Origin of the sequence: Methylobacterium sp. 2A, from assembly GCF_009806555.1 — a bacterium.
Lineage (GTDB): Bacteria > Pseudomonadota > Alphaproteobacteria > Rhizobiales > Beijerinckiaceae > Methylobacterium.
Genome location: NZ_VUOK01000060.1, coordinates 19,333 through 45,697 on the forward strand (window position 1 = coordinate 19,333; position 26,365 = coordinate 45,697).

23 protein-coding genes and 1 other RNA gene are annotated in these 26,365 nt (G+C 70.7%); 11 read left to right on the forward strand and 13 right to left on the reverse strand.

The window, feature by feature from the left end; genetic code table 11:
- Positions 1-5: 5 nt before the first annotated feature.
- The 4 genes from FVE89_RS26495 to glp all read right to left on the reverse strand — a co-directional run bounded on the left by FVE89_RS26495 (position 6) and on the right by glp (position 3,006).
- Positions 6-878 carry a 4-(cytidine 5'-diphospho)-2-C-methyl-D-erythritol kinase gene (locus FVE89_RS26495; protein ID WP_161393142.1) on the reverse strand — a complete coding sequence of 291 codons (873 nt, stop codon included), beginning with the start codon at positions 876-878 and terminating at the stop codon, positions 6-8.
- A gap of 120 nt (positions 879-998) precedes the next feature.
- The gene (locus tag FVE89_RS26500; protein WP_210254074.1) at positions 999-1,148 is read right to left on the reverse strand and encodes a hypothetical protein; all 150 of its coding nucleotides are present in this window, start codon (positions 1,146-1,148) and stop codon (positions 999-1,001) included.
- A 20-nt stretch (positions 1,149-1,168) separates the two neighbouring features.
- Positions 1,169-1,423 carry a PIN domain-containing protein gene (locus FVE89_RS26505; RefSeq protein WP_161393144.1) on the reverse strand — a complete coding sequence of 85 codons (255 nt, stop codon included), beginning with the start codon at positions 1,421-1,423 and terminating at the stop codon, positions 1,169-1,171.
- Between the two features lie 347 nt (positions 1,424-1,770).
- Positions 1,771-3,006 carry a gephyrin-like molybdotransferase Glp gene (gene glp, locus FVE89_RS26515; protein WP_161393146.1) on the reverse strand — a complete coding sequence of 412 codons (1,236 nt, stop codon included), beginning with the start codon at positions 3,004-3,006 and terminating at the stop codon, positions 1,771-1,773.
- 112 nt (positions 3,007-3,118) lie between these two features.
- Between glp and FVE89_RS26520 the strand changes: the two genes are divergently transcribed.
- Complete coding sequence (locus tag FVE89_RS26520) at positions 3,119-4,294, forward strand: aminotransferase class V-fold PLP-dependent enzyme (protein ID WP_348644739.1); 1,176 nt, start codon at positions 3,119-3,121, stop codon at positions 4,292-4,294.
- 8 nt (positions 4,295-4,302) lie between these two features.
- Here the strand turns inward: FVE89_RS26520 and FVE89_RS26525 are convergent, their stop codons facing one another.
- From FVE89_RS26525 to FVE89_RS26535, 3 genes are all read right to left on the reverse strand, one after another.
- Positions 4,303-5,433 carry a GNAT family N-acetyltransferase gene (locus FVE89_RS26525; RefSeq protein WP_161393148.1) on the reverse strand — a complete coding sequence of 377 codons (1,131 nt, stop codon included), beginning with the start codon at positions 5,431-5,433 and terminating at the stop codon, positions 4,303-4,305.
- A gap of 2 nt (positions 5,434-5,435) precedes the next feature.
- A complete protein-coding gene (locus FVE89_RS26530; RefSeq protein ID WP_161393149.1) occupies positions 5,436-6,425 on the reverse strand; it encodes a sterol desaturase family protein in 990 nt (329 codons plus the stop codon).
- A gap of 233 nt (positions 6,426-6,658) precedes the next feature.
- Positions 6,659-7,795 (reverse strand): glycosyltransferase family 4 protein, encoded by a 1,137-nt coding sequence (locus FVE89_RS26535; protein WP_342389821.1) that lies wholly within the window; start codon positions 7,793-7,795, stop codon positions 6,659-6,661.
- A 219-nt stretch (positions 7,796-8,014) separates the two neighbouring features.
- On the opposite strand from FVE89_RS26535, the gene FVE89_RS26540 reads away from it, so the two are divergent.
- Together FVE89_RS26540 and FVE89_RS26545 are read left to right on the forward strand one after the other, a co-directional pair.
- Entirely contained in the window at positions 8,015-9,193 is a 1,179-nt protein-coding gene (locus FVE89_RS26540) for a DUF1972 domain-containing protein (protein WP_161393151.1), read from the forward strand.
- Entirely contained in the window at positions 9,187-10,434 is a 1,248-nt protein-coding gene (locus FVE89_RS26545; RefSeq protein WP_161393152.1) for a cellulase family glycosylhydrolase, read from the forward strand. The genes FVE89_RS26540 and FVE89_RS26545 overlap by 7 nt, the downstream gene beginning before the upstream one ends.
- Here the strand turns inward: FVE89_RS26545 and FVE89_RS26550 are convergent.
- Together FVE89_RS26550 and FVE89_RS31610 are read right to left on the reverse strand one after the other, a co-directional pair.
- On the reverse strand, positions 10,418-11,674 hold the full coding sequence (locus tag FVE89_RS26550) for a VpsF family polysaccharide biosynthesis protein (RefSeq protein WP_342389822.1): 1,257 nt from the start codon (positions 11,672-11,674) through the stop codon (positions 10,418-10,420). The genes FVE89_RS26545 and FVE89_RS26550 overlap by 17 nt on opposite strands.
- 77 nt (positions 11,675-11,751) lie before the next feature.
- Complete coding sequence (locus FVE89_RS31610; protein ID WP_161393153.1) at positions 11,752-13,851, reverse strand: exopolysaccharide transport family protein; 2,100 nt, start codon at positions 13,849-13,851, stop codon at positions 11,752-11,754.
- Between the two features lie 259 nt (positions 13,852-14,110).
- On the opposite strand from FVE89_RS31610, the gene FVE89_RS26560 reads away from it, so the two are divergent.
- From FVE89_RS26560 to FVE89_RS26585, 6 genes are all read left to right on the forward strand, one after another.
- Positions 14,111-15,628, forward strand: coding sequence for a formyl transferase (locus FVE89_RS26560; protein ID WP_161393154.1), 1,518 nt, complete (start codon positions 14,111-14,113; stop codon positions 15,626-15,628).
- 77 nt (positions 15,629-15,705) lie between these two features.
- Positions 15,706-15,862: non-coding RNA, 6S RNA (gene ssrS, locus FVE89_RS26565), on the forward strand.
- On the forward strand, positions 15,852-16,457 hold the full coding sequence (locus tag FVE89_RS26570) for a 5-formyltetrahydrofolate cyclo-ligase (RefSeq protein WP_161393155.1): 606 nt from the start codon (positions 15,852-15,854) through the stop codon (positions 16,455-16,457). The genes ssrS and FVE89_RS26570 overlap by 11 nt, the downstream gene beginning before the upstream one ends.
- A gap of 3 nt (positions 16,458-16,460) precedes the next feature.
- Positions 16,461-17,279: a TIGR00282 family metallophosphoesterase gene (locus tag FVE89_RS26575; protein ID WP_161393156.1), complete on the forward strand. Its 819-nt coding sequence runs from the start codon at positions 16,461-16,463 to the stop codon at positions 17,277-17,279.
- Positions 17,280-17,443: 164 nt separating this feature from the next.
- Positions 17,444-18,418, forward strand: a complete 975-nt coding sequence (locus FVE89_RS26580) for a MotA/TolQ/ExbB proton channel family protein (RefSeq protein WP_161393157.1) — start codon at positions 17,444-17,446, stop codon at positions 18,416-18,418.
- Complete coding sequence (locus FVE89_RS26585; protein WP_161393158.1) at positions 18,418-19,431, forward strand: peptidoglycan -binding protein; 1,014 nt, start codon at positions 18,418-18,420, stop codon at positions 19,429-19,431. Before FVE89_RS26580 ends, FVE89_RS26585 begins: the two co-directional genes overlap by 1 nt.
- Before the next feature lie 27 nt (positions 19,432-19,458).
- On the opposite strand, the gene FVE89_RS26590 is transcribed toward FVE89_RS26585, so the two are convergent.
- On the reverse strand, positions 19,459-21,303 hold the full coding sequence (locus FVE89_RS26590; RefSeq protein WP_161393159.1) for an ABC transporter transmembrane domain-containing protein: 1,845 nt from the start codon (positions 21,301-21,303) through the stop codon (positions 19,459-19,461).
- A 241-nt stretch (positions 21,304-21,544) separates the two neighbouring features.
- On the opposite strand from FVE89_RS26590, the gene rpmE reads away from it, so the two are divergent.
- Together rpmE and FVE89_RS26600 are read left to right on the forward strand one after the other, a co-directional pair.
- On the forward strand, positions 21,545-21,793 hold the full coding sequence (rpmE, locus tag FVE89_RS26595) for a 50S ribosomal protein L31 (RefSeq protein WP_010682778.1): 249 nt from the start codon (positions 21,545-21,547) through the stop codon (positions 21,791-21,793).
- Positions 21,794-22,222: 429 nt separating this feature from the next.
- A complete protein-coding gene (locus FVE89_RS26600) occupies positions 22,223-22,996 on the forward strand; it encodes a MetQ/NlpA family ABC transporter substrate-binding protein (RefSeq protein WP_202131099.1) in 774 nt (257 codons plus the stop codon).
- Between the two features lie 23 nt (positions 22,997-23,019).
- Here FVE89_RS26600 and FVE89_RS26605 read toward each other — a convergent pair whose 3' ends face one another.
- The 3 genes from FVE89_RS26605 to FVE89_RS26615 all read right to left on the reverse strand — a co-directional run bounded on the left by FVE89_RS26605 (position 23,020) and on the right by FVE89_RS26615 (position 26,322).
- The gene (locus FVE89_RS26605) at positions 23,020-23,550 is read right to left on the reverse strand and encodes a DUF1465 family protein (protein ID WP_161393160.1); all 531 of its coding nucleotides are present in this window, start codon (positions 23,548-23,550) and stop codon (positions 23,020-23,022) included.
- 180 nt (positions 23,551-23,730) lie between these two features.
- Positions 23,731-25,863 carry a TonB-dependent receptor gene (locus FVE89_RS26610; RefSeq protein WP_161393161.1) on the reverse strand — a complete coding sequence of 711 codons (2,133 nt, stop codon included), beginning with the start codon at positions 25,861-25,863 and terminating at the stop codon, positions 23,731-23,733.
- Between the two features lie 42 nt (positions 25,864-25,905).
- Complete coding sequence (locus FVE89_RS26615) at positions 25,906-26,322, reverse strand: hypothetical protein (RefSeq protein WP_210254075.1); 417 nt, start codon at positions 26,320-26,322, stop codon at positions 25,906-25,908.
- Positions 26,323-26,365: the final 43 nt, after the last annotated feature.

Sequence of the window (26,365 nt, forward strand, 5' to 3'; positions counted from 1 at the left end):
GGGGCTCAGCGCAGGAAGGTCGGCGCTACCCACCAGTCCGGATGGGCGGCGCGCAGGCCCGAGGCCGCCCGGACCGCCCCGCGCCGGTCGGCGAACAGCGCGAACACCGTCGCGCCTGAGCCCGACATGCGCGCCAGCCGGCAGCCGCGCTCGCGCAAGGCGGCCAGCACGGTCCCGATCACCGGCGCCACCGTGAGGGCCGGCGGCTCCAGGTCGTTGCGGGCGGGGGCAATGGCCGCCACGAGGGCTTCGCCGCCGAGCCCCTCATCGATCGTCGGGTGCTCCGCCCCAGGCAGGCTCTGCCCGACCGCGAGGCCGAGCGCCTTGAACACCGGCGCCGTCGGCACCGGCACGCCGGGATTGATCAGCACGGCCGGCAGCGGCGCGAGGTCGAGCGGCGCGCCGATCTCGTCGCCGACGCCGCGCATCATCCGGGCCCGGGGATCCAGGCAAACCGGCACGTCGGCCCCCGTCTCCCGCGCCGCCGCCACGACGGCCGCGTCATCGAGCGGCAGCCCGTTGAGGCGCGCGAGCAGGCGCAGAGCCGCGGCGGCGTCGGAGGAGCCCCCGCCGATGCCGGCCGCCACCGGGAGGCGCTTGGTCAGGTGGAAGGCGCCCATGCGCAGGCCCGGCACCCGCGCCGCGAGGTGGCGTGCCGCGCGCAGGACGAGGTTGTCGCCGGTCGGGCCGGCCGGTCCGGCGGTCGGACCCGAGACGGTCAGCCCGAGGGGGGCGGCGGGGTCCAGGGTCAGCCGGTCGGCGGTGCCCGCGAAGGCCACGAGGCTTTCCAGCGCGTGGTAGCCGTCATCCGCCCGCCGCCCGAGGATGTGGAGCGTCAGGTTGACCTTGGCGGGGGCGCGGTCTGCGAGCAGGGGCACGGGATCTCGGGCGGGTGAAGGTTCGAACGAGCGGTCGCTGTACAGGCTCCTGACCGCGAAGTCCCGCCGCCGATGGCGTAAACGCGTACGGACGTGTGGCTGGTCCCGGACACGGCGTCGTCACTCAGGCGAGCCCGCCGCTCCTTCGGCCCAGGTCTCGACACACAGGTCGGGCTTCAGCCGGTCGAATTTGCGCGTGTTGTCGGTCGCCAATGTCACGTCGAGCGCGGCTGCCTGCGCGGCGATCCAGAGATCGTTGTTCCCGATCAATGCGCCGGCTTTTTGGAGCTTCACACGAAACAGCGCGTATTGAGCGGCCGTCGATGTGTCGAAGGTGCTGTTGAGATGAGCTGCGTCAGTTGGGCAAGCGCCCGGTTCGTTGCCGCGAATCTTGGGGTATCGCGGATCTTCTCAACACTGAACAGAAGTTCGTCCAAGGTGATCGGCGACATAACGACCGCGCCGGGCTTAAGCGAACGAAACCGCTCCAGCACCTGCGGCGGCCTCGCACGGCGGATATGGATGCAGATGTTCGTGTCCAGCATGAAACGCGGAGTCACGGCGTTTCGCGATCCTGCGGCAGGCCGTCGTCGCGTACGAGATCATCGAGCGGCAACTCCGTCAGCAGATCGAATGCTGCTGTCAGGTCGCGGTTTCGCACCTCGCGCAGCACGATCTCATCGCCCCGCCGATAGATCTCGACTTCAGGTCCATTCAGTCGGTACTCGGTCGGTATCCGAACCGCTTGGCTGTTGCCTGATCGAAAAACCCGCGTCCGTGCCCTTCCCGACCCCATGTGTATACGGGGCGTATATACGAGCGGCGGTTGGTGTCTAGATCGGGTTTGGATGACGGGGGCGGTCGCCGCAGTGCTTCCTGCGACGGATGCACGTCAGCCCAGGTCCCCATGCGGCCGGTACGGCAGCAGGTCGCCGACGCGGATCGCAGTCAGATCCTCGGCGAGTTCGACCAGCCCGTCGCTGGCCGACAAGCCGGTCAGGGCACCGCCCGGCGCGATGACGGCTTCGGGCGACCCGGCCTCGCCCGGGCGCAGACACACCCGCAGGTACTCCCGCCGGCCAGGACGCTTCGCCAGGGCGAAGCCGCTGCGCACGGTCAGGATCGGCGTTGCGTCCGCCGTCCCCGAGAGGTGCAGGACCACGGGCTTGAGCACGGCGAGCGCCGTGACGTAGGCGGCGGCGGGGTTGCCCGGCAGCCCGATGAACGGCGTGCCCGCCACGGTCCCGAGCGTCACAGGGCGGCCCGGCTTGATCGCGAGGCGCCAGAGCGTGAGCGCCCCCAATGCTTCGACGGCGGCGCGGACGTGGTCCTCCTCGCCGACCGATACGCCCCCGGAGGTGAGGATCAGGTCGTGCTCCGCGGCCGCCGCCGCGAGGCGGTCGCGCACCGGTCCGGGCGCATCGCGCAGGATGCCGAGGTCGCTGGGTTCGACGCCGAGCCGCCGCAGGAGCGCGGCGAGCATCGGCCGGTTGGCGTCGTGGATGCCGGCGGGCGTCAGGGGCTCGCCCGCTGGAATCAGCTCGTCGCCGGTGGAGAACAGCGCCACTCGGAGGGGCACGCGCAGGCGCAGCTCGGCGAGCCCGAGCGCGGCGGCGAGTGCCAGGTGCCGGGGGCCGAGCCGGGTCCCGGCGGGAATCGCGCGGGCGCCGCGGGCGATATCCTCGCCGGCCCGGCGGCGGTTGGCGCCCGGCGCGAGGCCCGCCGGCAGATGCACGGCCTGCCCGGCGATCCGGACGTCCTCCTGCATGGCCACGGTATCGGTCCCCGGCGGCATCGGCGCGCCGGTGAAGATCCGTACCGCGTGACCCGCGCCGCTTCCGGCCGGCGCGTGCCCCGCCGGCACCCGGCCGCCGAGGGGCAGGCTGTCCGTTCCGGATGCGAGATCGGCCGCCCGGAAGGCGTAGCCATCCACCGCGGAATTGTCGAAGGGCGGCAGATCGAGCGGCGCGATCAGATCCTCCGCCAGGATCCGGCCGTCGGCGCGCGCGAGCGGCACCGTCTCGATGCCGGCGAGCACCGGCAGGCGCTCTCGAATCAGCGCCACCGCATCGGCGACCCGCAGCGGCGCGGGCGCCGTGTCGAAGCAGTCGGAACTCAGGCGACCCATGATGGCATTGGATCAGGTTGGGGCAGATGGGTCGGCACGGGGCCGGTAGCGTGCCGGCTTGCGGCATCGGGAACGCGCGATCAAGTCCTGGCATCGGCGCGAATCATCGCCCGTGCGGATCCGATCCGCTACGCTCCGGTTCGCCATGCCCGCGCCCGCCCAAGAACTTCCCTGCCAGCGCCATCTGTTCGAGGTGCCGGCCGAGGTCAGCTATCTCGATGCGGCGGCGTGGTCGCCGCTGCCGCTCTGCGTGCGCGCCGCCGGCGAAACGGGTCTCCTGATCAAGCGCCGCCCTTGGGACCATCCGCGCGAGGTCATTCCCGCCTGGGTCGAGCGCGCCCGGGCCGCGGCGGCCGGGCTGATCGGCGCCGGGCCGGACGACGTCGCGATCGTCGGTGCGGTCAGCCACGCCATGGCGGTGGCGGCGCATAACCTCGCCTCCGTCCCGGGCGGACGCCTGCTGCGGGTGGCCGACGAGTTTCCATCCCTGCGCTTCGCCTTCGATCGCTTGGCCGCTGCCCGGGGTCTCATCGTGGAGGAGGTCGCACGTCCCCCGGACGGCGATTGGACCGCTGCGCTGCTCGCCGCGATCGCGCGTCCGGGCGCGCCGCCGCTGGCAATCGCCACCCTGACGCCCCTGCACTGGACCGACGGGAGCCTGATCGACCTCGACCGTCTCGCGCCGGCGGTCCACGCGGCCGGGGCGGCCCTGGTGATCGACGCGACGCAGGCGGTCGGCGCCGTTCCGGTGGATGTGGCTCGCTGGCGGCCCGATTTCCTGGCGTTCCCGACCTACAAATGGACGCTCGGACCCTACGGCCTCGCCTTCCTGTACGCGGCGCCGCACCGGCAGGACGGGCTGGCGCTCGACGAGCATTCCGGGAATCGCCCGCCGGCCGTGGGCGCGCGGCGCTACGATCGGGGCGAACTGAACGATCCCGTGGCCCTGCCGATGGCTGCGGCCGGGCTGGAGCTGATCGCCGGCTGGGGCGTGCCGGCCGTGGCGGCCCGCCTGCGCGGCCTCACCGACCGGCTCGCGGACGCGATGGCCGCGCTCGATCTTCCGATCGCGCCGCGAAGCCTGCGGGCGCCCCATATCCTCGGTATCCGGCCGCCGGGCGGGCTCCCCGCCGGCCTCGTGGAGGGCCTGCGCCGGAATGCCGTCTTCGCGAGTGAGCGTGCAGGGGCGCTGCGGCTCAGCCCCCATGTCTGGGTCGACGACGGGGATCTCGCCCGCTGCGTCGACGCGATCCGAGCCAGCCTCGGCGGCCGAAGCGGCGCGGCGTAGCCCGATCGTCAGGCCGCGATCTCCGACGCGGAGGGCTGGCCGGCCGCGGCCGCCCGTTTGCCGAAGCGCTGACGCCACGCGTGCTGCGCCCGGTCCACGAGCTGCGCCGCCGCGCCCTGCGGCGTGCGCGCACCCGTCATCGAGGCCAGGGTCAGCGACTCGGTGCCGAACCGGCTCTTGAACCCCTCGTCGCCGCAGAGGAAATCCACAACGTGCAGCCCGCGGTCGATCGACCACATGATGTAGTCCATCATCAGCACCATGCCGGGCGAGGCGCGCTCGACCTCCGGATCATAGGTGGTGACGAAGGCCATCATCGCGCCGGCCTGGACGAAGTTGATCGACACCGCCACGACCGCGCCGCTGCATTCCAGCACGAAGGCGTGCAGCAGCCCGGTCTCGGCCAGGACCTGCACCATGGCGGGCAGCGCCCGGGAGCCTGCGTCGTAGAAGGCCGTGGAGGGAAGGCCGTGGCGCTGGAGCCAAGCCCGCTTGAAGGTGGTCAGCCGGTCGAGCACCGGCCCGAGGGGCTCCTCCGGGCCAAGCAGGCGGAAGGCGAGGGGGCCGCGCTCGCTCAAGGACTTCTGGCCGCGCCGGTAGTTCTGCCGGGTCTTCTTCGATTGGGCGTCGAACCACGCTTGGCCCGTCATCCACGGGCCACGCACCCGCCAATTGGCCTCGTCACGGTGATTCAGATGCAGCCGCACCCCGCCGGCTTCCGGCTGGAGCAGTGTCCGGGCTGCGGCATCCGGCAGGAGCCGGTTGAGATAGGCGAGATCGAAGCCGCCGGCCCGGCCGGCATGGCGCCACATCCGCCGGACGAGATCGTGGTCCGTCCGGTCGGCGAGCAGCGCGTCGCCGAAATCGGAGCAGTCCTTGGCGGCCCATTCGAGCACCCGGAATCCCTTCCGGCGCACGGTGGCGAGCGGCAGCACGCCCACGAGATCGTCGCCCCGCCACGCCAGCACGATCGCGAGCGCCCTTCGTTCCCGGTCGGGCGCGCTGGCCCACCATGCGGAGATCCAGGCGTGGCTCTGGAACACCAGGGCGCCACGCGCCGCCCACAGGGCGGTCCAGGCCGGTCCGACCTCGGCCAGCCGCTCGGCCGTGCGGATGGACTCGAAACGCTCCGTCACCATGGTCAGGCCCCCGGCCGGGATGGGGCGGGCACGCCGCGCAGGCGCCGGACCTGCTGGGCGATCCGGCGGCCCATCTTCTTCAGCGGCAGCACGTAGAGCCCCGACAGAGACTGGTAATCGGCCACGTCGCGATCGACGAGACCGAACGTGAAGTCATCATCCGGCTTCGGAACGCAGAGGGTTCCGAACAGCCGGTCCCAGAACGAGAACAGCAGCCCGAAATTCTTGTCGTAATGCTCCGGCGCCGTCGAATGGTGGAGCTGGTGCCATTGGGGGCACAGGATGATCGTGTTCAGCGGCCCGAACGAGATCTTGAAATGCGTATGGCGCACGAAGTCCATCATCAGGATGTTGCGCATGATGTAGACGTTGATGCCGAATACGGTGAGCTCGACCGGGTTCAAGGCCAGCAGGCTCCAGATCCCGAAGCAGAGGCCGGGGATCACGCCGTCCCAGGCCCGGTTCATCAGCTCGTCGAGGGGATGGACCCGATCCTTGGTGATCCCGACCATCACTTCGGCCGAGTGGTGGACCTTATGGAGCTCCCACAGGAACGGATAACGGTGCTGGGCCGTGTGGTAGAGGTAGTAGGACAGGTCGTAGGCGAGCAGCATCGTGGCGGTGAACATCACGACGGTGATCGGCCCGGGCTCGCCGAGGATCGGCTGATCGATGCCGAAGAGCGTGCCCAGCACCCGGTTGGTGGCGTAGCCGACCGCGACCACGAAGGTCACTCCCGCCGGGATCAGCAGGAACGGCATGATCGCCTTGCGGGTGACGTAGAACAGCAGGTCCGCCCGGGCGGACGGATGCGTCCTCACCTCCCGCGGGAGCGCGAACTCGAAGAACTCGGCGAACGCGTACGTCTCCGCCGTGCGCAGATAGGCGATCAGGGCGCAGCCCAACGCGGTCGCGAACAGCAGGCCGGCGGCGAGCAGGTTCTCGCCCGAGACCTTCGCGGCGATCTGCTGAATGAAATCGGCGACATCCATGTCTATGCGTTCCCTTCGGCCGATCGAGACCGCTTCACCGGCGCGCCGTTCAGGTCCTGTCGCGTCGAGGCCGGTTCCGGTGGTCTGCTCCACACGAGGTGCGTAGCCATCGGACTATTTTGCCGGCCGGGCCGTCTGCGGGACGTGGGTTTCGATTGCGGACCAGTGCCGTGGACGCCATGCAGCGCGACCTCCGATCCGGCTCCAATACTGGTCCCGTCGCGCATCCCGGCTCATCCGACCGGAACCGCGGGGCGACCCCACTTCCGCGCCCGCTGCAGGGGCGCCTGCACCGCGTCGGCGATGCCTTCGGCCGCGGAGGCCTCCGAGAACAGCGCCTCGTAGCGCGCCCGTGCGGCCTGCCCGAAGCCGTTCCAGGCCGCCGGGTCGGCAAGGATGCCGGCCAGGGCCTGCGTGATCGGCTCGGGGCCGCCGGGCGGGACGATCCATCCTGTCTGCCCATGCTCCACGACCTCCGGCAGGCCCCCGATCGCCGTCACCAGCGGCGGTACGCCGTACGCCATGGCCTCGATCGCCACCCGGCCGAGGGATTCCGGACGCTGCGACGGCATGGTCACCACGTCGGCCCAGCGGTAGAGCGGGGTCGGATCGGCCACGAACGGTTCGAGGCTCACCTGTTCCGAGAGGCCGGACGTGACGATCCGCTCCGCCAGGGCGCGCTCGCGGGCCTCATCCTCGAAGGCGCTGCCGACGATGCGCAGTTGGATCCGCCGTCGCAGCGCGTCGGGCAGCGCGGCCACGGCTTCGATCAGCACGTCCTGACCCTTGATCCGGCTGATACGCCCCAGCATCAGCACCCGGAGCGGACGGCTGCCGTCGTATCCGCCCGCATTGATCGCGGCAGGCCCGGCGATGCCGTTGTAGACCACCCGGGCGCTGGTCCCCGTCGGCAGCGCGTAGGCCCGGGCGGTGGCATGCGCGTTGAAGACCACGTCGGCGCCGCTCCAGCGGATCAGTCCGCGCAGGACCGTCAGCACCGCCCCTTCCGGGATCTCGTGAACGTGGACGAGGCTGCGCCCGGGCAGCAGGCGCGCGGCGAGCAGGTAGTCGGCCACCACCGTCGTGTTGATGTAGACGAGGTCGCTCGCGCGAATCCGCCCAAGCGCGCGCAGCACCGCGACCGGCAGGGCGATCGGCGCGACGGCGAGGCGCCGCGCCAGACCCTTGCGCCGGAGGATCCACAGCGGCTCGATCACCAGGCGGCTGGCGAAGGGCTCCAGCGCCGCCACGATCGGACCCTCCCTGGGCAGGATCACGTCGATCCGCGCGGTCGGATGCAGGGTGCGCAGGGTGCGGACCGTCTCGATGAAGCAGCGGTCCGATCCGTAAAGTTCAAAGCCTTGATGCACGCAGGTGATCATCATCCTCCGCGCGGGCGCACCGTACGATCCCGGATTAACCGAGACCTCCCGATCGTCGGTCAATGCAGCGCGAATGGTCTGCAAGATCAGGTCCTCTACCGTGGGATTAAGTGCTGGTTAAATGGCAAACTAAAGGTTGAAAAACCCTGGGTCGCTTGGCCGTCAATGTCTCTTATAGTATACGAGCCGATATTGGAAGGAAGGACAATGCCTGATCGGGTACCCGCGGTGCTTATTCTAGGAACGCGTGGGATCCCGGCCGCGCATGGCGGGTTCGAGACTTTCGCTGAACGTTTTGCCCGCTATCTCGCCGTTCGGGGCTGGCGTGTCGGCGTCTATTGCCAGCGAGAGGTCGATCGCGTCGGCGCGCGGATCTCGACACGGGTCTGGAACGGCATCGAGCTGATCACCGTGGAAGTCGGGCTCAAGGGGCCGGCCGCGACCCTGGCCTTCGATGCCCTCTGCGCTCGCGACGCGGCAAGGCGCGGCGGCGTCTGCCTCGTGCTCGGCTACAACGGCGCGGCCTTCCTGCCCTATCTGCGCGCCAGCGGCGCCCGGATCCTGACCAATATGGACGGGATCGAGTGGCGCCGCCCGAAATGGTCGCTGCCCATCCGGGCCTATTTCTACGTCAGCGAATGGATTGCGGGGTGGTCCTCGCACCGGCTCGTCGCCGACCATCCGGCCATCGCTGACCACCTGGCCAGCCGGCGCCCGCGCCGGGCGATCGTGACCATCCCCTATGGCGGCGACCCGCCGCCCGCCGAGGTCGGGCCGCCGCCGCTGGGGCTGGAGGCCGGCCGCTATCTCGTCTCGATCGCCCGCATCGAGCCCGACAACAACATCCTGACGATGGTGGAGGCGTTCTCGCGCCGGCACCGGGGTGTCCGCCTTGTGGTGCTCGGGGCCATGCGTGTCCACAACCGCTATCATCGCGCCGTGGAGGAGGCCGCCTCGCCCGAGGTTCTGTTTCCCGGCGCCATCTACGAGCCCGATCAGGTCCAGGCCCTGCGGGTCCACGCGCTGGCCTACCTCCACGGCCACATGGTGGGCGGCACCAACCCGTCGCTGGTGGAGGCTTTGTGGGCGGGCAATGCCGTGATCGCCCACGACAACCCGTTCAACCGGGGAACCGCCGGCGACGGGCAATTCTACTTCGACGACGTCGCCTCCTGTGCATCCGCGATCGAGTGCGTGCTGGCCGACGCGGATGCGGTCGAGACTGCCCGCGCGGCGGCTCGGCGGCGCGCCGAGGCGTTCCGGTGGGGCGACGTCCTGGCGGCCTACGAGGACGAGGTGCGGCGGCTCGGTGGTTATCCACCGGCGGAACGCGTCAAGGCGCCGTTGGCCGAGCCCGTCGGGGCCACGGCCGGGGCCGAATGGTGAGGCGCAGCCGGCGGGGGCTGCTCGCCGGCAGCCTCGCCGCTTTGGGTGCGGGGGTGCTTCCGGCCCGGAGCGCCGTCGAGCCGATGCCGCTGCGCCGGGGCATCGCCCTCTGGCCCTGGTTCTCGCTCACCACGGAATTCCCGGCGCCGCGCATCGACTATGCTTGGCCGCCGTTCCAGGCGGATCGCCCCGTGCCGAGCCGCGCCGATCTGATGCGGCTCGCCGCCCTCGGCTTCGATTTCGCGCGCCTGCCCCTCGATCCCGGCCCGTTCGTGGCCTTCACGGGTGCGCGCCGGGCCGACCTCCTCGGCAGCCTGTCGGCCGCGATCGATACGGTTCTGGCGGCCGGCCTGCGCGTGGTGGTCAACGTCCAGGCGAACGCGGCGACCCACCATTACACGCCGGAGGCCTTCTACGGCACCGACCGGGCGCCGCTCCTCCCGGCCTATCGGGATCTCGTCGGCGAGCTGGCCCGCCTGTGCGCCCGCAAAGGCGTGGACCGGGTGGCGCTGGAGCCGGTCAACGAGCCGCCGCAAGCCTGCGGCGCCCGCGCGTGGACCCGCGTCCAGGAGGGGCTTCTGACCGCGGCCCGGTCCGCCGCACCGGCGCTGACCCTGGTGGCGACGGGCTCCTGCGGCAGCCTCGTTGCCGGCCTGACGGCCCTCGACCCGGCGCCGCTCGCGCGGTTCGCGCCGCTGCTCTACACCTTCCACTTCTATGAGCCGTACCTGTTCTCCCATCAGGGGGCGACCTGGCTCACCGAGGAGCCGTTCTATCGCTGGCTCAACGCCGTGCCCTGGCCTGGGACGCGCGGGCGCATGACCGGGACGCTGGAGGCGGTGCGGACCCGCATGGCGGCCGATCGGTCGGTTCCGCAGGCCGAGAAGGCGCGCGATCTCGCGGTGATCGAGGCCAAGCTGCGCGACTACGGTGAGGCCGAGCCCGGACCCGCCTTCCTCGCCGCCGCCATGGAGCCGGTCGCGACCTGGGCCGACCTCTACGGCATCCCGCGCCGGAATGTGCTGATGGGCGAGTTCGGGGCCCTGCGCACCGATGCCCGTTATCAGGCCGCGCGCGCCGCCGACCGCGCCGCCTATCTCCGCGACGTGCGGCTCACGGCCGAGCGGGCGGGCTTCGCGTGGTCGTTCTGGAATCTGTTCGACGGGCTGGGCCTGATGGACGACGCGCACGCGGTCGATCCCGCCCTGGTGGCGGCGCTGGGCCTCAAGGCTTCGCCGTGAGGTGGTCTGCGGCGCGTCCGCGGATCGGCGCCTGCGGGAACAGGACGATCAGCATCAGGGCGAACTTCGCCAGCAGCGTGGTCTTGCCCGCCAGCCCCTCGAAGGTGTTGACCAGGATCACGAAGGCGAGGATCGGCAGCCAGACCCCGCGGCGGCAGGTGCGAGCGACCTCCGCGAGGTAGAGGCCCACCGCCACCACGAGGAGCGTCGTCATCAGGATACCGTGGTAGAGGAGGGTCGAGACGATCGAGTTCTCGATGCCCCATTCGAGCCCGTAGATCCGCCGCAGGGTGGTGACCTGGACCAGATCCGGGCCCAGCAGCAGGTCCCGGAACGGGATCGCGTCGAAGACCGCCAGCATGTCGACCCGGGCCTGCGCGCTGCCGCCGTCCGAGGAGAACCGGTCCAGCAGGGTGTCGAAGAAGCCGATCGCGGCCAGCACCGCCACGGCGACCGGCACCAGCGTCAGCGCGAAGCAGGCGCAGGCCGCGCCGATCAGCGGGATCCGCCCGCGCCGCAGGACGCGGCCAAGGGCAACGAGGCCGACCGCGCCGCCGAGGGCCAGGGTGACGATGGTGGCCGAGCGACCGCCGAACGTCACCAACGCCACGAGCTGCAGGGCGATCATCCCGGCGCGCAGGGCTGGACCGAGCCGTCCGCCGCCCGCGGCGAGCGCCAGGATGTAGCAGGCGGTGACGGTGGCGTTGCTGAGCGGGTGGCCCTGCAGGGCCGCCGAGCGCGTGTCCGTCTCGAAGGCCATACCGTCGAGCCGGAACGGGAAGAAGCGCTGTCCGCTGGCGAGCTCGTAGAGGCCCAGCAGCGCGTTGGCGAGCATGAGGAGGTGGAACACGGTCTCGATCCGCTCCAGGGTCGCGGCGTCGCGATCCATGAGCAGGATCGGCAGGAGGCCCGCCAGCACGAAGGTGTCGATCGAGCCGGCGAGCCCGTTGCCGCCGCGGGCCGCGATCAGGGCGAGGAGCAACACGCCGCAGAAGGCCAGCAGCACGCTGGCGGGCCGGCGGTTCAGGGCCTGCGCCGCCGGGATCACGGGATTGCCGGCGCGCAGAAGCATCCAGCCGAACAACGCCACCGCGAGGTAGGTCGCCGGATGGATTTTCGAGGCCGCCGAGCCGGTGAGCCCGTCATAATTGAGCCCGATGGCCCAGAGGAGGCCGCCCGAGACACCGACGAGGATCGCCGCCCAAAGGATGTAGACGAGGGACTCAGCTCGGGAAATCACACGCCGCCCTGTGCCCGTCCGCACCGGCGCGGTGCGGGGCGCGGCAAGGCGCGCGGTCGGTTCGGCCCGCGCGAGCCTCACGCCCGGCGCCGATCCAGGAGGAGGGAGCCCGAGATCGGCCGGCCCAGCGCCTCGGAGGTGTCGACGAGGTCGATCAGGTCGCGCTGGCGGGTCGCGCCGTTGCAGGCGACCATCAGCACCCGGTCGGCCGCATTGGCCAGCGGGCCGAGGCGCAGGTTCTCGCTGAGCACGCCGCCATCCACGATGACCAGATCGAACCGGCCCTTCACGCCGGCCACGAACCGCTCGATATTGTCCGTCGTCAGGGCATCGCGGATCGATTTGCGGGTGTCGCCGAGCCCGATCTTGCGCGCGCCGGATTTCGGATCGATCGCGGTCACCGCGTTGAGGCTCTGCTCGCCGCGCAGCACGTCGAGGAGGCCCCCTGTGCCGGAACCGTCGGCCCGCAGATCCGCGTCCACGAGCAGGACCCGGTCGCCGCGCCCGACCGCCACCGCGGCGAGCAGCCCGATCACGGCCCGGCGCTGCAGCTCGTCCGATTCGCCCGATGTCACCATCAGCACCATCGAGCGCCCGCGGCTGCCCGTGGTCGCGGCGAGGTGATCCAGGGTGAAGCTCGCGGCCGCCGCGTTGGCGCCCCGCGGCCGCAGGCCGGGCAGCACCGCCACGACCGGCGCGTTCGAGATCCGCTCCAGCTGGCGCGGCGACAGCACCGTGGGCGCGAGATATTCCCGCACCAGCGCGAGCCCGGCGCCGAGGCCGACACCGCCGAACAGGGCGGCGGCGATCAGGATCAGCCGCGGCGGCCAGCTCGGATCCTCCGGCGGCCGGGCCGCCGTGATGATCCGCGCGTTCGAGCTGTCGATGCTGGTCTGCTCCTTGATCTCGCGAGCCCGGACCAGGAAGCTGTTGTAGACCGAGCGCGCGGCCTCGACTTCGCGCTCCAACTCGCGCTGCTGAACCGAGGATTGAGAGTTGACCGCCGCCTGCTGCCGGAGGCGACCCAGCTCGGCGGTGAGCGTCCGCTCGTTGGCCTGGGCGCGGTGGAACTCGGTCTCGGCGGCGCCGGCGATCCGGCCGAGTTCGGCGTCGATCAGACGGCGGACATCCTGCATCTGGGTGCGCACGGCCGCGATGAACGGGTGGCGCTCGCCGAGATTGGTGCGCAGATCCGCCTCCTTGGCGGCGATTTCGGCGTATTGGCCGCGCAGGCGGTCGATGACCGCGGACTGGACCGCCTCCGGCATCGCACCTGCGCTGATCGCCCGGCCGCGGGCGTCCCGGATCCCCTGGAGGCGGGCCTGCGCGTCGGCCGTCCGGGCCTGGGCCGCCACCAGCCGCGAGTTCAGGTCGGTCAGCTGCTGCTCGTTGACGAGCCGTCCGCTGGCGGTGATCAGGCCGTGGCTGGCCTTGTAGTCCTCGAGTTTCTTGTCGGCGTCGTTGACCGCGTTGCGCAGCTCGTCGAGCCGGCCCCGCAGATCGCCCGCCGCCCGCCGGGCGGCCTCGGCGCGTGCCTCGGTCTGGTCCGCGAGGTAGGCGTTCGCGATGGCGTTGACGATGCGCGCCGAGAGGTCGGGATCCATCGTGGTGACGATCACGTCGATCACGAACACCTTGTCGGCGCGCTTCACCGCGAGCCTGCGACGGAGCTGGTCGAGGGCGCGGCCCCGCGCGTCGGCCATCCGCTCGGGCTGCGGCCCGGCCACCAGGGTCCGGAGGGAGGCCTTGGCCCGCGCCAGCCAGCTGCTCTTCGGCACACCGAAGCCCGGTTCCGTCTCGAGTCCGGTCCGGGCCACGGCCCGTCCCAGCACCGCGTCGGACTCGATCACCTTCACCTGGCTCTCGACCTGCGCGATGCCGCCATCCGGCGAGAGGGTGCCCGGGTTGACGTCGTTGGAGACGACCTGCCGGTCGCGCGGGTCGATCAGGATCTGGGCGGTCGCCGTGTAGAGGGACGGCGTGAGCAGGGCATAGGCCCCGGCCAGGAGGGCGAGCAGCAGGGCGGTCCCGAACACGATCCGCTTGCGCCGCCAGAGGATGCGCCACAGATCGCCGGCCTCGGCGCTGGTCTCCGGCCGGGCGGGCCGCTCGGGCAAAGCCGGCTGCACCGGCGCCAGCCAGGTCGCGACAGCGAGGTTAGGGTCGATCCGTGTCACGATCGGTCACCGTCGTCTCAATCCTGGCCAGGTTCGCACCGGCCGCTCGCCCGGTTGCAAGAGTCGCGCGAATTGCTCGTATGGTTCAGAAGCTGAGATTGTCTCGGCAAGACGTACCCATTACTGAACATGTCGTAAATACCCGATGCAACTTCGGGTCAGCTATGCCGTGTAATCATCTCCCTTACGGTTAGGGATTGGATCGAAGGTCGGTCCGTTGATCAACCGATCACGGGGCTGCAGAGGAGCACGCAGAACGATGCATGTGCGTGTTCGCCTCGACGGTGCCCGGCCGCGCCGCTGGCATCGTACACTGCTGCAACGGATCAGCGCGATCCCCGGCATCGGCACCGTCAGCATAGCGGATGCGCCCGGAACCGGGGCATGGCCGCACACGGCCGATCTCCTGTTCAGGCTCGAGGCGCTCGTCCACGGCCTGCCCCGCCTCGGCTCCGAGCCGATGGCCGGTGCCGAACTCGACCGGTGGCGACAGGCCGACGGCGCGCCCGATCTCGTGCTCGACCTGTGCGGCGATGTCCCGTCCGGCCCCGCCACTTGGCACCTCGCCTACGATGGCAGAGCCGGCGCGGACGCGCTGCTGGCGAGCCTGCTCGCGGGCGCCGCGCCGCGTCTCACCCTGGTGGAGAACGGCGCGCTCCGCGCCGCCGGCCGCCTCGGCGCGGACCGGCCCGGGATCGTGCTGGCGTGTTTCGAGGACGCGCTCGCCCGGACGATCACGCTGATCGCCGCGGCCCTGCGCGACCGGATCGCCGGACGGATCGCAGTGGCGGCCTGCGGCGATGCGCCCGTGGGCCACGCGGTGGCGCTCTCTGTTCCGCGCCTCGGCGTGCGGGCCGGGCGCATGCTCGCGGGCGCGCTCGTCCAGCGCCTGTACCGCCTGTGCTACAACGCCCCGCACTGGCGCTGCGGCTGGCGCCACCTCGCCGGGCCGGATCTGATCGATCTGGGACGCCATCCGGAGACGGGCTGGAATGTCCTGCCCGATGACGGACGGCGCTTCTACGCCGATCCGTTTCCGATCGCCGTCGGAGGGCACACGCACCTCTTCGTCGAGGATTTCCCGCACGCCACCGGCAAGGCGATCATCGCGGCGGTGCGCTTCGGGCCGGACGGGCCGGAGGGGCCGCCCGTGCCGGTCCTGGAGGAGGCGCATCACCTCTCCTATCCGTTCGTCTTCGAGCGTGAGGGCTCCGTGTGGATGGTGCCGGAGAGTTCCGCCGCCGGGACGGTCGATCTCTACCGCGCGACAAACTTCCCCGGCGGCTGGGTCAAGGAGGCGACGCTCCTCTCCGGCGTGGTGGCGAGCGACGCGACGCTCGTCGAGCATGCAGGCCGCTGGTGGATCTTCGCCACAATGCGCGATGCCGGGCCTGACGCGCCGGCCGGGGCGGGCTCCTTCCACGACGCGCTCCAGCTCTGGTCGGCGCCCGATTTCCGCGGCCCCTATGTGCCGCATCCGGCCAACCCCGTCCTGGTCGATCCGTCCCTGGCGCGCCCGGCGGGCCGGATCGTATCGCGGGGCGGCCACCTGATCCGCCCGATTCAGGATTGTGCCGCCGGCTACGGTCGCGCCCTGGTCCTCGCCCGGATCGAGCGCCTTGACTCTGAGGGATTCGCCCAGACCGTGATCGGCCGGATCGAGCCCGGCCCCGCCTGGCCCGGCAACCGCCTGCATACCCTCAACGCGGGCGGCGGGATCGAGTGCATCGACGGGGCGGGGCGTGCGCCGCGCTACAGGGCGTTCATCGGCACCTGAAAGCGAATCGCAGCCGGCACCATTTTCTCCACCGCGAAGCCCTGGCGGGAACGCGTCCGGGCCGCTACATGTCGGAGGCGGGGCTGCAGAGTTCGTCAGGAGCACTATCCCCGGGGCCTTATCGACTCCCTCGGGAGCTGTCCCTGGCCTCGTCCCTGGACCTGGCCAACACGGCGCCCACCTACGCTGTAGGTTTCCCGGGATCGATCCTCCAACGGCTCACGTGGCTCCGCACTCCCTTTCCTCCGATAGCGCCGACGCGACGCGCAAGGCAGAACTCCGCCGCGCGGCGCTGGCGGCCCGCGACGCGCTCGGCGTCGAGGACAGGCAGGCCGCCTCGGCGGCGATCACCCGCACGCTCCTCGCCCTACCGGAACTGACGCGCGCCCGGCTCGTCGGCGCTTTCTGGCCGATCCGCAGCGAGGTCGATCCGCGGGCCGCGGCAGAGGGTCTGCTGGACCGCGGCCAGGCCGTCGCCCTGCCGCAGGTCACCAAGGCGGGCCTCGTCTTCCGGGAATGGCGCGCTGGCGACACGCTGGTCTCCGGCGGCTTCGGGCTGAGCGAGCCCGATCCGTCCCTGCCCCTCGTGGATCCCGACGCGCTGATCGTGCCGCTCGCCGCCTTCGACCGGACCGGCCAGCGGATCGGCTACGGCCGCGGCTATTACGACGGCGCGATCGCGCGCCTGTCCCGCGACCGCCCGCTCTTCACCGTCGGCATCGGCTTCGCCGTGCAGGAGGTCGAGCGCGTGCCGGCCGAGCCGCACGACCGCCCCCTCGACTGCGTGATCACCGAGGCGGGTCTGATCCGCTTCGACAGGACGGCCTGACCGATGCGGCTGCTCTTCCTCGGCGATGTCGTCGGCCGCTCGGGCCGCACGGTGGTGTGCGAGCAGCTGCCGCGCCTGCGCGAGCGCTGGCGGCTCGACTGCGTGGTGGTGAACGGCGAGAATGCGGCCGGCGGCTTCGGCATCTCCGAATCGATCTGCGACGAGCTGATCCAGGCCGGCGCCGATGCGGTGACGCTGGGCAATCACAGTTTCGACCAGCGCGAGGCGCTGGTCTTCATCGCCCGCCAGCCGCGGCTGGTGCGCCCGGCCAATTACCCGCCCGGGACCCCGGGCCGCGGGGCCACCGTGGTGGAGACGCCGGGCGGTGCCCGTGTCCTCGTGGTCAACGTGATGGGCCGCGTCTTCCTCGACGCGATGGACGACCCCTTCGCGGCGGTGGAGCGCGAGATCACGGCCTGCCCCCTGGGCGCGGCGGCCGATGCCGTGGTGGTGGATGTCCACGCCGAGGCGACCAGCGAGAAGCAGGCCTTCGGCCATTACCTCGACGGCCGGGCGAGCCTCGTGGTCGGCACCCACACCCATACCCCCACGGCCGATCACCGGATCCTGCCCGGCGGCACCGCCTACATGTCGGATGCCGGCATGTGCGGCGATTATGATTCGGTGATCGGCATGCAGAAGGACGAGCCGATCCGCCGGATGATCCAGAAGACGCCGGGCTCCCGCTGGGAGGTCGCCACCGGGGATGGTACGCTGAGCGGCATCGCCGTCGAGATCGATGCGCGGGGGCTCGCCACGAAGGTGGCGGCGCTCCGGCTCGGGCCGCATCTCGAAGAGAGCGCGCCGCAGTTCTGGGATTAGGGTTGGTCCCGATGGCGCTGCCGAGATCCGCGTCTCGGCCCCCGTTCACTACGCGATGCGGCTGCGTCCTGGGCGCGACTTGATCCCGCAAGGTCCTGCCTCCACAGTGAGCACGACGGACGCCGCCGGCGGCCGCATCGTTTGAGATCAGGCTAGAGCGACCGATGGCCGCCCGCGATACCGGCGAGAACAACACGGAGCCGCTGGCCCAGCCCGGAATCTATCTCGGGCGCATGGTCGTCTTTCTCATCCTCGTCGGCTTCCTCGCCTTCATCCTGTTCAAGCAGATCACGCCGGCCTTCCTGGCCAATCCGGGGCTGAATGGGCTCATCCTCGGGGTGCTGCTGATCGCGGTCGTGATCGCCTTCGGACAGGTCATCCGGCTGTTCCGCGAGGTCGCCTACGTGAACGCTGCGGCGCGCGGCGACCAAGCGAAGCGCCCGCCCGCCCTCCTGGCGCCGATGGCCCCGATGGTCGCGGCCCGGGTCGGGGGGACGACGCTTGCCGGCACCGCCGGCTATCTCGACACGATCGCGGCCCGCCTCGACGAGGGGCGCGAGATCCTGCGCTACATCGCCGGCATCCTGATCCTGCTCGGCCTGCTCGGCACCTTCTGGGGCCTGATCGATACGCTCTCGGCCGTGGGCGGCGTGATCAAGGGCATGCGCGGCGGCGGCGATGCCGGGGTGATGTTCGACGAGCTGAAATCGGGTCTGGCGGTGCCGCTGTCGGGAATCGGCCTGGCCTTCTCGGCCTCCCTGTTCGGCCTCGCCTCGTCGCTGATCACCGGCTTCCTGGAATTGCAGGCGGGCCAGGCGCATGCGCGTTTCCACAACGAATTGCAGGACTGGCTGATGTCCGGTGAGATCGCCGCCGAGGTGGCGGTTCCGATCCGGGCGGGCGGCACCGGCACGCAGGAACTCAAGGAAGCGATCGATCGCCTGACCTCCCTGGTGGCCGAGGGCGGCGGCAGCCGCGCCGCGACGCTCGCCATGACCAACCTCGCCGAGGGCATCCAGGGCCTCGTGCAGCATATGCGCGCCGAGCAGCAGATGATCCGCGACTGGGTCGAGGCCCAGGCGAGCCGCGAGCGCGAGCTGAAGCAGGTGCTCGACCGGCTCGGCCGGGAGCGGGTCTGATGGCGTCCACGGCGGCGCGGTCCCGGCGCACCCTCAACGTCTGGCCGGGCTACGTCGACGCGTTGGCGACGCTCCTGCTGTCCGTGGTATTCCTGCTGACCGTGTTCGTGGTTGGGCAGTTCTTCCTGTCGCAGGAGCTGACCGGACGGGATGAGACGCTCGCCAAGCTGAACCGGCAGATCGCCGATCTCACCGACCTCCTTGCCCTGGAGCGTTCGAGCCGTCGCACGCAGGAGGACGAGGTCCGCAACCTGCGCACGACCCTCGCCGGCGTCGAGGCCGAGCGTGATCGGGCCAAGACCCAGGCCGAGGCCGCCACCGTCAGCCAGGGGGCGGCCGGCGCCCTCGACAGGCAACTGGAGGCCGAGCGGGGTGCGACCAAGCGGGCCCTGTCCCAGATCGACCTGCTGAACGAGCAGATCAGCGCGATGCGCCGCCAGCTCGCAGCCTTGGAGGACGCGCTCGCCGCCTCAGAGAGCCGTGACCGGGAATCCCAGGCCCGCATCGCCGAGCTGGGCAGCCGGCTGAACGTCGCGCTGGCCCAGAAGGTCCAGGAACTGGCGCGCTACCGCTCCGACTTCTTCGGCCGCCTGCGCCAGATCCTCGGCAACCGCCCCGACATCCGCGTGGTCGGCGACCGGTTCGTGCTGCAATCGGAGGTGCTGTTCCCGGCCGGCTCCGCGACCCTGAAGCCCGAAGCCGGGCCGGAGCTCGACCGGATCGCCGGCGCGATCTCGGACCTCGCCAGGCAGATCCCGGCGGATCTGCCCTGGGTGCTGCGGGTCGACGGCCACACCGATGCAAGACCGATCAGCACGTCGCAATTCCCGTCGAACTGGGCGCTCTCGGCCGCCCGCGCCATCGCGGTGGTGCAGTACCTCGCCGGCAAGGGCATCCCGCCGCAGCACTTGCTGGCCGGCGCCTTCGGCGAGTTCCAGCCCCTCGATGCCGGCACCACTGAGGAGGCTTATGCCCGCAACCGCCGGATCGAGATGAAGCTCACCGAGCGGTAGCGGCCGACTCCCGTTCGGGGCGAAGCCTCATTCGGCCGCCGGCAACCGCTCACCCCGGGTGCGGGGCTCCTTGCCCCGGGCGGTCTCGTCGAGCGCGTCGGTGAATTGCAGGTTCGCGAGCTGCGCGTAGAGCGCACCCTGGGCCAGCAGGCTCTCATGGGTCCCGGTCTCGACGATGCGGCCCTCGTCGAGGACGAGGATCCGGTCGGCGGCGCGGATCGTGGCGAGCCGGTGGGCGATGACCAGGGTCGTGCGCCCTCGCATCAGGGTACCGAGGGCGGCCTGGACGGCCCGCTCGGATTCCGCGTCGAGGGCCGAGGTCGCCTCGTCGAGGAGCAGGATCGGCGCGTCCTTGAGGATCGCCCGGGCGATGGCGATGCGCTGCCGCTGGCCGCCCGACAGCGTCACGCCGCGCTCGCCGACCTGCGTGTCGTAGCCCTGGGGCAGAGCCGTGACGAAGCCGTGGGCATGGGCGAGTTCGGCGGCATGCCGGACCTCCGCCTCGCTCGCCTCCGGCCGTCCGTAGCGGATGTTCTCGGTGACGCTGCCGGAGAAAACGACCGGATCCTGCGGGACCAGGGCGATGCGGGCGCGCAGGCGCTCGGGATCGACCTGCGCGATGTTGGCGCCGTCGACCAGGATCCGGCCGCCCTGCGGATCGTAGAAGCGCAGCAGCAGCTGGAAGACCGTCGACTTGCCCGCCCCGGACGGGCCGACGATGGCGATCCGCTCGCCGGGGGCCGCCGTGAAATTCAAGCCATCGAGGGCGGTGTGGCCAGGGCGCGTCGGATAGGCGAAGCGCACGGCCTCGAAGGTCACGGCGCCCCTTGCGGGCTCCGGAAGGGGGAGGGCCGGCACCGGCGCACGGATCGCGGGCTCCGCCGCCAGGATCTCGGTGAGCCGCTCGGCCGCCCCCGCCGACATGGCGAGGTCGCCATAGACCTCGGAGAGCTGGCCGAGGGCCCCCGCGCCGAACACCGCGTAGAGCACGAATTGCGAGAGTTCGCCGCCCGTCATCGCGTGGGTGAGCACCCCTTGCGCCCCGTACCACATCACCCCCACCACCGAGGCGGAGATGAGGAATATCGCGACGCCCGTGAGCAGCGCCCGCGCCCGGACCGAGTCGCGGGCGGCCCCGTAGGCCTCCTCGGAGGCCGCGGCGAACCGGGCCGCCGTGCTGCTCGAGCGGCCGAAGGCCTGCATGGTCCGCACCGCCCCGACCGCCTCGGCGGCGTAGGCAGAGGCCTCGGCCAGCCGGTCCTGGGCGGCCCGGGACCGCCGGCGCACGCCCCGGCCCGACACGATCAGCGGGAACACGATCACCGGAATGGCCGCCAGCACCATCACGGACAGCCGCGGGCTGGTCACCACCATCATGGTGGTGGCGCCCACGAACAGGAACAGGTTGCGCAGCAGGATCGAGACCGAGACCCCGAAGGCCGACTTGATCTGCGTGGCGTCCGCGGTGAGCCGCGAGACGATCTCGCCCGACTGCGCCCGGTCGAAGAAAGCGGGATCCAGGATCGTGAGCCGGGCGAACACGGCCGCCCGCAGATCCGCCACCACGCGTTCGCCGAGCGTCACGACGGTGTAGACCCGGGCCGCGCTCGACAGCGCGAAGGCCGCCACGACGCCGACCAGCGCGAGGAAATAGGCGTTGATCACGCCCGACCCGTCGGCCGTGAAGCCGTGATCGATCACCCGGCGCATGGCGACCGGCACGACCAGCGTCGAGGCCGACGCGCAGGCGAGGGCGACGAGCCCGGCGACGATCCGGCCGCGGTAGCGGAGCGCGAACGGGAGCAGCGGCCGGAGCGCGCTCAGCGGAGCTTTGGGCCGTCCCCCGACGGCCATTTTGGATCTACGAGCCATCACGCCTCTCGCCTCAGTCGATCTCCCGGTCGGCGGCGCTTGTGACCGGGAAGCGCCTGCGGTATACGCCGCCGCTCATCCGATTGCGTGTGTTCAATGGCCGCGGGCCGCCACCACGGTCGGCTTGTACGTGCCGTTGCACGAACCCACGGTTCGGTGCAACCGGTGACATCTTCCGCATTCCGGGCCGGGCGGCGCCTCCTGCGCTTCCCGCCGGCGTGCCAGATCAGGGACCCAGGTCATGGCGAAGGACGCGGCCGCGAAGGCCAAGGGGACGGAGCACCCCGATTACCACTTCATCAAGGTCGTGATGACGGACGGCACCGAGTACCGGACCCGTTCGACCTACGGCAAGGAGGGCGACACCCTCAACCTCGACATCGATCCGCTCACCCATCCGGCCTGGACCGGCGGCGAGCAGAAGATGCTCGACCGCGGCGGCCGCGTCTCGCGCTTCAATTCGCGTTTCGGCAACCTCGGCAAGCGCTGAGCTATTCGAACGCCGCATCCCCGGGTGCGACGCGTTTCGGGACGGGCGGCTTCCTCGGGGAGGCCGCCCGTTTCTCTATGATGGCCTCGCAGGCGTGGACGTGCCCTCTCCAGTCATGCCGCCTTCGATTGTCCGCCTGTTTTCCACAAGACCGTTTTTCATAATTCTGCCTGCCCGGGTGAGAAGGCGGTTATCTCTCCGTCGGATCGGAGTTGATCCTCCCCGGCACGGCCGCCGATCGGCCTCGGCACGCAGTCTCGCGCGCGCTGTAAGCATTTTCGTTGCCGTCGAAGCATCGTAGATCCCGGACCGTTCGATTCATCATCGGGGAGTCTCGGGGTGCGTGCGTTGCGCTATGCTGAACATCCGGTTTCGACGCGGCTCGAAAGACTGCGTGCATACGGGGCGGATCTGATCCGAGGGGTCGGGTTGCTTCTCTTCACCGTCGCCATCCTGTGGGCCGTGTCGGCGCCGGCTTCCGCCGGAGACCGAATCAAGCTCGGCATCATGGGGGGCGATTCCGAGGTCCATTGGGCCAAGGCCAAGGAGATCGCTGCCCGGGACGGGCTCGATATCGAGCTGGTGGTCTTCTCCGATTATCTTCTGCCGAATGAGGCCCTGGCCGCCGGCGATCTCGACGCCAACGCCTTCCAGCACCGGCCCTTCCTCGACAATCAGATCAAGGTGCGCGGCTACAAGATCGTCCCGGTGGCCGAGACGATCGTCACGCCGATCGGCCTGTATTCCCGGCGCGTAAAGGCCCTGAGCGAGCTGAAGAACGGCGCCGCGGTCGGCATCCCGAACGATCCGTCGAACGGCGGCCGCGCGCTCCTGCTGCTGCAGGCGGAGGGACTGATCAAGCTGAAGGGGGGCGTCGGCCTCCTGCCCACCGTATTCGATGTGGTCGAGAATCCGAAGCAGCTGAAAATCCACGAACTCGACGCCGCACAGCTCCCGCGCAGCCTGGACGACCTCGACGCGGCGGTGATCAACACCAACTACGCCGTGGCGGCCGGCTTGACGCCCGGCAAGGACTCGATCGCGCTCGAATCCGCGGTGGCCAATCCCTACAACAACGTCATCGTGGTCCGCGAGGCAGACAGGAACGCGACCTGGGTGCCGCGGCTGGTGCGCGCCTTCCAGAACGACGCCATCCGCCAGCTCCTCAAGGAGCAGTTTCCCGGCCAGTTCCCGGCCTTCTGAAGCCGGATCGCTCGTGGCGAAGCTCAGCCGTCGCTCAAGCGGAACGCCATGCGGAGCAGGCCCTGCTGGGCGGCGACTGGACTTTCCACCGGGGCCGGCGTCGGCCGGTCCTCGGTGATGAGGCCATCCAGGTGCAGGATGCGGCTGTGCAGGCGCCGCGCTCGTATGATCAGTTGCTGGAGGCGCACGGGCAGGAGGTTGAAATCCTGCGGCTTCGGCGGCTCGCTGGTGCCGAGCTTGACGCGATGCTTCTCAAGGAGAGCCTCGGCCGGCGTCATCTCCCCCTCGGCGACCGCGCGCTGCACCAGCAGCCAGGAGGCGACCTGCATCAGCAGCGTCGTCAGCCGCATGCTCTCGGCCGCGTAGCTCAGCGTCGCGTCGCGGGAGATGAGGCGTGACTCGTCGCGTCCCTCGCCGTCCAGATAGGCGGCCGTCTCCTCGACGAGCTTCATCCCCTCGCGGAACAGCGACTTGAAGGCTTCCGAATTGACGTAGGACTTGCCGAAATCGACCCAGTCCTGATCGTCCCGGAACGTGACATCGAAGCCGTTCATCCTGCCTCTCCCGTGCCGTCCGACGGCTCTATCCGCCCGGAAATGGGACGCCTCGTCCCGTGCTGTCCGACGACGCTGCAATCCTAGCGCCGATCGGCGCCGGGATCAGGCTTCAACCTTCTTTAACGTTAACGGCGTGCCGGACTCCAAGATAAGCGGTCTCACCGCGGATGCCAGCGTTCAGAACGCGGCGCGCAAGCCCGCGAACACGCTGCGACCGTTGCCGGGATAGAATGCGGCCAAGCCCGCTGCGCCCCCGGATGTCCGGGCGTTCGCGACGACGGCGATATCCGATACGTAACGCTCGTCCGTGAGATTGCGGGCATCCACGAACAGGGCGACGCCGTTCGCGAAGTCGATCCCGGCCTCGATGCCGAGCAGCGCGTAGCCCGGCACCCGCAGGGTGTTGGCGTGGTCGGCGAAAGCACCCTCCGGTACCCAATCGACAGCCGGTGCGATGTGGAAGCCGCTCGGGTGGCGATAGGTCAGGACCGTGCGCAGCACGTTCGTGGGGATGCCGGCGATGCGGTCATTGCCGAAGATCGGGTCGCGCACGAACCGGAAGTCGTTGTGGGTCCAGATCTGCGTCACGCTCAAGGCGTCGCCCGCGCCGATGAGATCGCCGCCGAGGTCGAGGGTCACGGCGGCCTCGACGCCCTGGTGGATCGAGCGCGGCGTGTTGAAGGTCGCGGCCGGGATGTTGAGGCCGGGATTGGTCGAGAAATTGATGAGTTCGTCCCGCAGATCCGCGCGGTAGAGCGTCACGTCGAAGGCGAGGCGGTCGATCCGGCCGCGGGCGCCCGCCTCGTAGGTCCAGGCGCGCTGCGCCCGGAGCGGCACGAAGGTGGTGTTGAGGAGGTTCTGCTGCGCGAGGTCGGTGAAGTCCGGCACGTCGCGGGATCGCGTGATGTCGCCGAAGACCTGCACGTCCGGCAGCGGCTGCCAGAGCAGACCGATCTTCGGGTTGAGGCCGGCATAGGTCGCGTCGGCGAAGCGCGGGGTCACATCCCCGGGCAGGCCGCCCTTGTCGCTGTAGGTGCGGTTCGACGAGAACGCCTTGGCGCCGGTCATCAGCGCCACGTCCGGCAGGAACCAGAACCGGTTCTCGCCATAGGCCTCGTAGTTTGACGCGCTCTGGAGCGCATTCAGCGTCTGTGCGCCGCGCTGGCCGCGGATGTTGACGAATTGCAATGCCAAATTCTGGCCCGCGAAGGCGCGCAGGCCCAGCACGACGTCGTCGCGAAAACCGCCGAGATCGAAGGTCCCGGCCCAATGCGGGCTGATCCCGTAGGTCCAGCCGTCCTGATCGAGTGCCTGGAAGATCGGGTGGTAGAGGCTCTTGTGGATCGCCCAGGTATCCACGTCGAGCTTGCCGATATCGAGCAGGAACGAGGTGCGGTTGGCGATGCGTTCCGTCTCGACCTTGCGCGACTGGTTGCCGGTGATCGCGCTTGGGTTGGCCAGCGTCGGCGTGGCGAGGCTCTGGCCGAGGGTCAGGCTGCCCGGCAGCTTCTGGTCGGTGAGATAGGTGCCGAGATAGAAGCGCGTCTCGATGTCGGGGGCGATCCGGTAGCCGAGAGTGGCGTTGAAATTCCTGGTCGCCTGCGCCTCGTGGGCGCGGAAGCCGTCGGAATTGGTCAGCGTCGCGTTGACCAGCACATCGAGCGGTCCGTCGATGCGGGACATCTGCGCCTGCTCGCGGATCGTGCCGAAGCTGCCGCCGTCGATGCGCAGGATGTTGGGCGCGAGCGCCGTGTAGGCGGTCGGCGTGACGAAGTTGACCGCGCCGCCGAGCGTCGTCGCCCCGAAGGTGAGGGCGTTGCCGCCCTTGTAGACCTCCACCGCGCGCAGGGCGAGCGGGTCGATCTGGTAGAAGTCGCCGCTCCCGTCCGCGAGGTTGAACGGGATGCCGTCCTGCAGGATTTCGAGCCCGCGCAGGTGATAGCCGCGGGCGATCCCTGAGCCGCGCACCGACAGGCGCAGTTCCTGGCCGTAGCGTTCCTGCACGTAGACGCCGGGCACGTCCTTGAGCACGTCGCGGATCGTGTTGGCGTAGCGATCCTGGAGGGTCGCGGCGTCCACGAAGGCGACCGATCCGACCGTCCGGTAGAGCGTCGCGCGCTGGCGATCGACGCTCGGGACCGAGAGCGAGCCGCGCGCCTCTCCGGGAAGCGGCCCGGTGGGCGTGGCGCTGCCGATGACGCTCAGTTCGGGGAGGGCGATGGCGGGGGCCTCGGCCCGGGCTGCCCATGGCGTCGCGCAGGCGAGGAACGACAGGGCGGCGCGGCGGCCGGCCCGGAAGAGGTGGGGCATGATGGCGTGTCCGTGTCTGAGGATCGGAAAGGGGCGATCGGATCAGACGACGGCGGGCGGGGCTCGGGCGCGGGGACCCGCCTCGGGGGGCGCCCGCGGCAGGGCGGCGCGTGCCGGCCGCCCCCGGATGAGCGTGACCGGGTAGAGGGTGGGCACGGCCTGGACCGGCGCGGGGGCCGGGAGGGCGGCCGGGGCGGCGTGGCACGCGACGCAGCAGGCCATCGGCGCGTGGGCCGGGCCGTGCGGATCGCCCGGTCCCGACCCGTCGATGCCACTGCCGGAGAGGCACAGGACATGCTCCGGCCCCGCCGCGGCGGCCATCGCGAGGCCGCCGAAGACGCTCTGCAGCGCGAGGGCGTACAGGACGAGGATCGCCACGAGGCGGCGCCCCGCCGGGCTCAGCCGGGGGCGACGCCCCGGTGGTCCGGTCCGGGTGCCGTGGGATCGGGCGCACGCCATCGGGCGCTCGTGATCGCTCGTTCTCTCGGGGTGCTGCTCCCGC

Coding starts and splice junctions, on each gene's coding strand:
- FVE89_RS26505 (WP_161393144.1), bottom strand. CDS start 1,423: ATGCTGGACACGAACATCTGCATCCATATCCGCCGTGCGAGGCCGCCG.
- glp (WP_161393146.1), bottom strand. CDS start 3,006: ATGGGTCGCCTGAGTTCCGACTGCTTCGACACGGCGCCCGCGCCGCTG.
- FVE89_RS26525 (WP_161393148.1), bottom strand. CDS start 5,433: ATGGTGACGGAGCGTTTCGAGTCCATCCGCACGGCCGAGCGGCTGGCC.
- FVE89_RS26530 (WP_161393149.1), bottom strand. CDS start 6,425: ATGGATGTCGCCGATTTCATTCAGCAGATCGCCGCGAAGGTCTCGGGC.
- FVE89_RS26540 (WP_161393151.1), top strand. CDS start 8,015: ATGCCTGATCGGGTACCCGCGGTGCTTATTCTAGGAACGCGTGGGATC.
- FVE89_RS26545 (WP_161393152.1), top strand. CDS start 9,187: ATGGTGAGGCGCAGCCGGCGGGGGCTGCTCGCCGGCAGCCTCGCCGCT.
- FVE89_RS26560 (WP_161393154.1), top strand. CDS start 14,111: ATGCATGTGCGTGTTCGCCTCGACGGTGCCCGGCCGCGCCGCTGGCAT.
- FVE89_RS26575 (WP_161393156.1), top strand. CDS start 16,461: ATGCGGCTGCTCTTCCTCGGCGATGTCGTCGGCCGCTCGGGCCGCACG.
- FVE89_RS26580 (WP_161393157.1), top strand. CDS start 17,444: ATGGCCGCCCGCGATACCGGCGAGAACAACACGGAGCCGCTGGCCCAG.
- FVE89_RS26585 (WP_161393158.1), top strand. CDS start 18,418: ATGGCGTCCACGGCGGCGCGGTCCCGGCGCACCCTCAACGTCTGGCCG.
- FVE89_RS26590 (WP_161393159.1), bottom strand. CDS start 21,303: ATGGCTCGTAGATCCAAAATGGCCGTCGGGGGACGGCCCAAAGCTCCG.
- rpmE (WP_010682778.1), top strand. CDS start 21,545: ATGGCGAAGGACGCGGCCGCGAAGGCCAAGGGGACGGAGCACCCCGAT.
- FVE89_RS26605 (WP_161393160.1), bottom strand. CDS start 23,550: ATGAACGGCTTCGATGTCACGTTCCGGGACGATCAGGACTGGGTCGAT.
- FVE89_RS26610 (WP_161393161.1), bottom strand. CDS start 25,863: ATGCCCCACCTCTTCCGGGCCGGCCGCCGCGCCGCCCTGTCGTTCCTC.
- FVE89_RS26615 (WP_210254075.1), bottom strand. CDS start 26,322: ATGGCGTGCGCCCGATCCCACGGCACCCGGACCGGACCACCGGGGCGT.